This window comes from Pleionea sp. CnH1-48 (assembly GCF_024124665.1).
In the GTDB taxonomy this organism is placed as follows: Bacteria; Pseudomonadota; Gammaproteobacteria; order Enterobacterales; family Kangiellaceae; genus JAMXSB01.
In genome coordinates this window covers 1-3,593 of record NZ_JAMXSB010000033.1, presented here as the reverse complement: position 1 = coordinate 3,593, position 3,593 = coordinate 1, and the positions used below count along the sequence as shown (strand labels likewise).

The following is a 3,593-nucleotide window of genomic DNA, read 5'->3' as shown; positions in this document are numbered from 1 at the left end:
TGGTGTCTTTGCCAAACCCTAAGCTGAACCGATAGGTATCTTGGCCATAACCGCCACTCAGAGTATCGTCACCTGTGCCACCCACAAGGACATCATCACCACTGTCACCATACACCGTATCATCACCAGAGCCGCCCACGACCGTATCATCGCCGTCGTAGCCGCGCACTGTATCGTTACCCGCACCGCCATCAATGATGTCTGCCGCATCGTTAAAGCCTGAAATACTGTCATTGCTATCACTGCCTGTTAGCACGATTTGAGTCATCGTCGCCTGGTCCCATTCGGTCCCATCGGCTTCAAAAGTAATCTTATCAATGGCGTAAGACGTATGGGCCGCTCGTCCCGTGTAGAAATGATTATTTACGAGAACTTCATCGCCCGTCGGTACATGAGTGATGACAAGATGATGCCCCGAGCGACTCAAACGAATATCACTGGCCTGAATGGAGCTATCAAACACCACGGTGTCGATCTCGTTAGCGCTGGTGGATTGCGTGATTTTGTCGTTGCCGAATCCAAGGCTGAAACGATACGTATCATTGCCGTAGTTACCGTTGAGAGTGTCGTTCCAACTGCCACTCACTAAGGTGTCATCATCATTAGTGCCGCTTAGACTGCTGCCTAATACATCCGCAGTGTAGGTTGAACCTGAAACGGCATTAACAACCACAGTGCCATCCGTATCCACTACCGCGAGACGATTAGCGATGTCGGTGTAATTCCATTGGCTGGCATCAGCAAACTGGATGGCATTCAAACGATAAGTGCTGCTGGAAAAATGGCTTTTTACGACAATAGAGTCGCCTAGCTGGCCTGTCAGGATCACCAGATCGTTGCTACTGCGGAATACTCGAACATTAGCGGATTGAATACTGCCATCGAACACCAGGGTGTCCGAACCACCGCCTACGTGAATCGTGTCACGACCATCACCAGCTCGGTAATGGTATTCATCGTTGCCTGCGCCGCCTTCGAGTGTATCTTTACCGGTGCCACCTATCAGGGTGTCGTTGCCATCTTCACCTTTAAGGGTGTCATGGCCAGCATCGCCTTGAAGGGTATCGTCACCTTGGCGGCCTTCAATACGATCATCGCCTGCTCCACCTGCCTGAGTTTGAGCATTGTCGGTTCCAACAAGCAGATCATCACCGTCGGTCTGGCCATTGGCGATCTGATTTTCTATTTCCGCAGCATTCCATTCGGTGCCATCCGCAAAGCGGATGCCATCTATGTTGTAAGAGGCACTGTAAAAATGATACTTAACGGTAATGCTGTCGTCGCTACGAATGTCGCGCACGATTAATTCATTGCCACTGCGATAGACACGAATGTGTTCGGTGGTCAATGTGTTATCAAACTCAATCCAGTTTACCCCCTGTTGAGTCGATTCGATGGTGTCTTGCCCAAAGCCTTGTGAGAAAACAAAACGATCGCTGCCTGTACCAGCATACAAAGTATCATCGCCCTCACCGCCAATAAGAACATTCGTGCCATAGTTAGCGTGAAGTTTATCGTCGCCTGCACCGCCTTCGAGCCGGTCATCACCATAACCCGCCGTCAGATTATCGTTACCTGCTCCACCTTGAACCTGATCGTTGCCATACCCTCCTTGCAATTCATCATGACCGGCTCCACCTTGTAGAACATCATCACCATAGTCGCCCAGCAGCGTATCATCGCCTGCACCGCCAAGAAGTTGGTCGTTATCATGGCCACCGTAGAGTTTGTCATCCCCTTCATCACCGGACAATTGATCATCACCGTATTGACCATAGAGGGTATCGTCGCCCTTGCCACCGGATAAGTTTTCGTTGCTGTTCACACCACCAAAGGTATCAGCACCATCACTACCATTCATGGCATAGTTCAGCTCGAGTTCGGTGCTGGTCCATTGAGTGCCATCGGCAAAACGCACAAAGGCAGGTTGATACGAGGTTCCAGAAAAGTAGTTATTGAGCGTAACTTGATCGTCTGAACCCGCAAAGGAGATAATCAGATTGTATGAAGAACGATATAAAACAATGTTGTCTTTGGTGTGCTGACTGCCAGTAAACTCGATGCCATCGTGGCTTTCGGCACGAGTAATTACATCTTGGCCGAAGTTGTCACCAAATACGTAAGTATCCGCGCCCGATTGGCCGTCGAGCGTATCATCGCCAGTGCCGCCATCAAGACGGTCTTCGCCTGTGCCGCCATAGAGTTTATCTTGACCCGAACCACCTAATAAGGTGTCGCTGCCAGCATCACCATAGAGGGTGTCAGCACCCTGTTCGCCTTCCAGTCGGTCGTCATTATTACCGCCGTACAGACGGTCATCACCCTGGCCACCTTTTAGTGTTTCGGCCACATCGGCACCACCAAAGGTATCGTCACCATCGGTGCCTGTTTGGGCATAATTAGCTTCTAATTGCGCGGCTGTCCATTCGGTGCCGTCAGCAAATCGAATCGCGGCAGGTTGGTAGTTAGTGCTAGAAAAATAGTTGTTGAGAGTTAACTGATCCTGCAAACCATCGAAAGAGATCACAAGATTATAAGAAGAACGCGTTAAACGAATGGACTCTTTGCTATGCAGCGCGCTGGAGAAAACAATGCTATCCAATGTATAGGCAGACGCAATCACATCGCGTCCAAAGTTCGCACCAAAATAATAGGTATCCGCACCCTGCTGGCCTGCCAAAGTATCGTCGCCCGTTCCACCGTGAAGGTGATCGTCACCGTAACCGCCGTAAACGGTGTCATCCCCGGCATCACCATGAAGGGTGTCATCACCCTGGTGGCCATAAACAAGATCGGCTCCGCCTTTACCTTGCAGGGTGTCGGCCTGGTTGCTGCCCTGAATGTCATCTTGGAAATCACTGCTGGTCAGACTCAAACGGCGATCTAATTCAGCACTGTTCCACTCTGTTCCATCAGCAAAACGAACGCCGCTCAACTGATAGCTACTGGATGAAAAGTGCGAATGAACCCGGATATGGTCACCGGTTGTAGTATCAGAGATGTAGAGATCATTCCCTTTGCGAAGGATCGCAATATCCGTAGCAGGTACGCTGCTATCAAAAACTACCCAGTTATTTCCCACACCTGCAGAATAAACGTTGTCTTGGCCAAAGTGGCGGCTAAAGCGATATTCGTCATCGCCAGAATCGCCGTACAATTGATCGTTGCCTCGTCCGCCGACCAAGATGTCGTTGTGGTTACCACCACGCAAGGTGTCATTGCCCCAACCGCCTTCCAGACGGTCCTCGCCATCGTTACCCGTTAAGGTATCGCCTGCATCGCCGCCCGTCAGACGATTAGCAGCAGCGGTTCCGGTTAAGGTTAAAGCCGTTTGACTGACAGCATTCGTCGCCGTCACTGAATCAAAGCGACTGCTCAATTCTGATGCGCCATAGCGTGTGGTTTTAATTAAACGCGATGCGGCATCGTATTCAAACGCGGTTAATCCACCTTCTGCATCGCGAGTGGTCATTAAACGGCCGCTGGTGTCATAGGTATGAGTGGTCGTGCGATCCAGATCCGAGGAAGACGGCCTGACACTGTCTAATCCAGGGAGAGAGAGATAATATTGAGTCACGGCCTGTGAGGCATCG

At 50.7% G+C, this 3,593-nt stretch carries 1 protein-coding gene; it reads right to left on the bottom strand.

Annotated features, from left to right (window positions below):
* A partial coding sequence (locus NH399_RS25215) for a calcium-binding protein (protein ID WP_305885116.1) occupies nt 1-3,593 on the bottom strand: 3,593 nt, incomplete at both ends.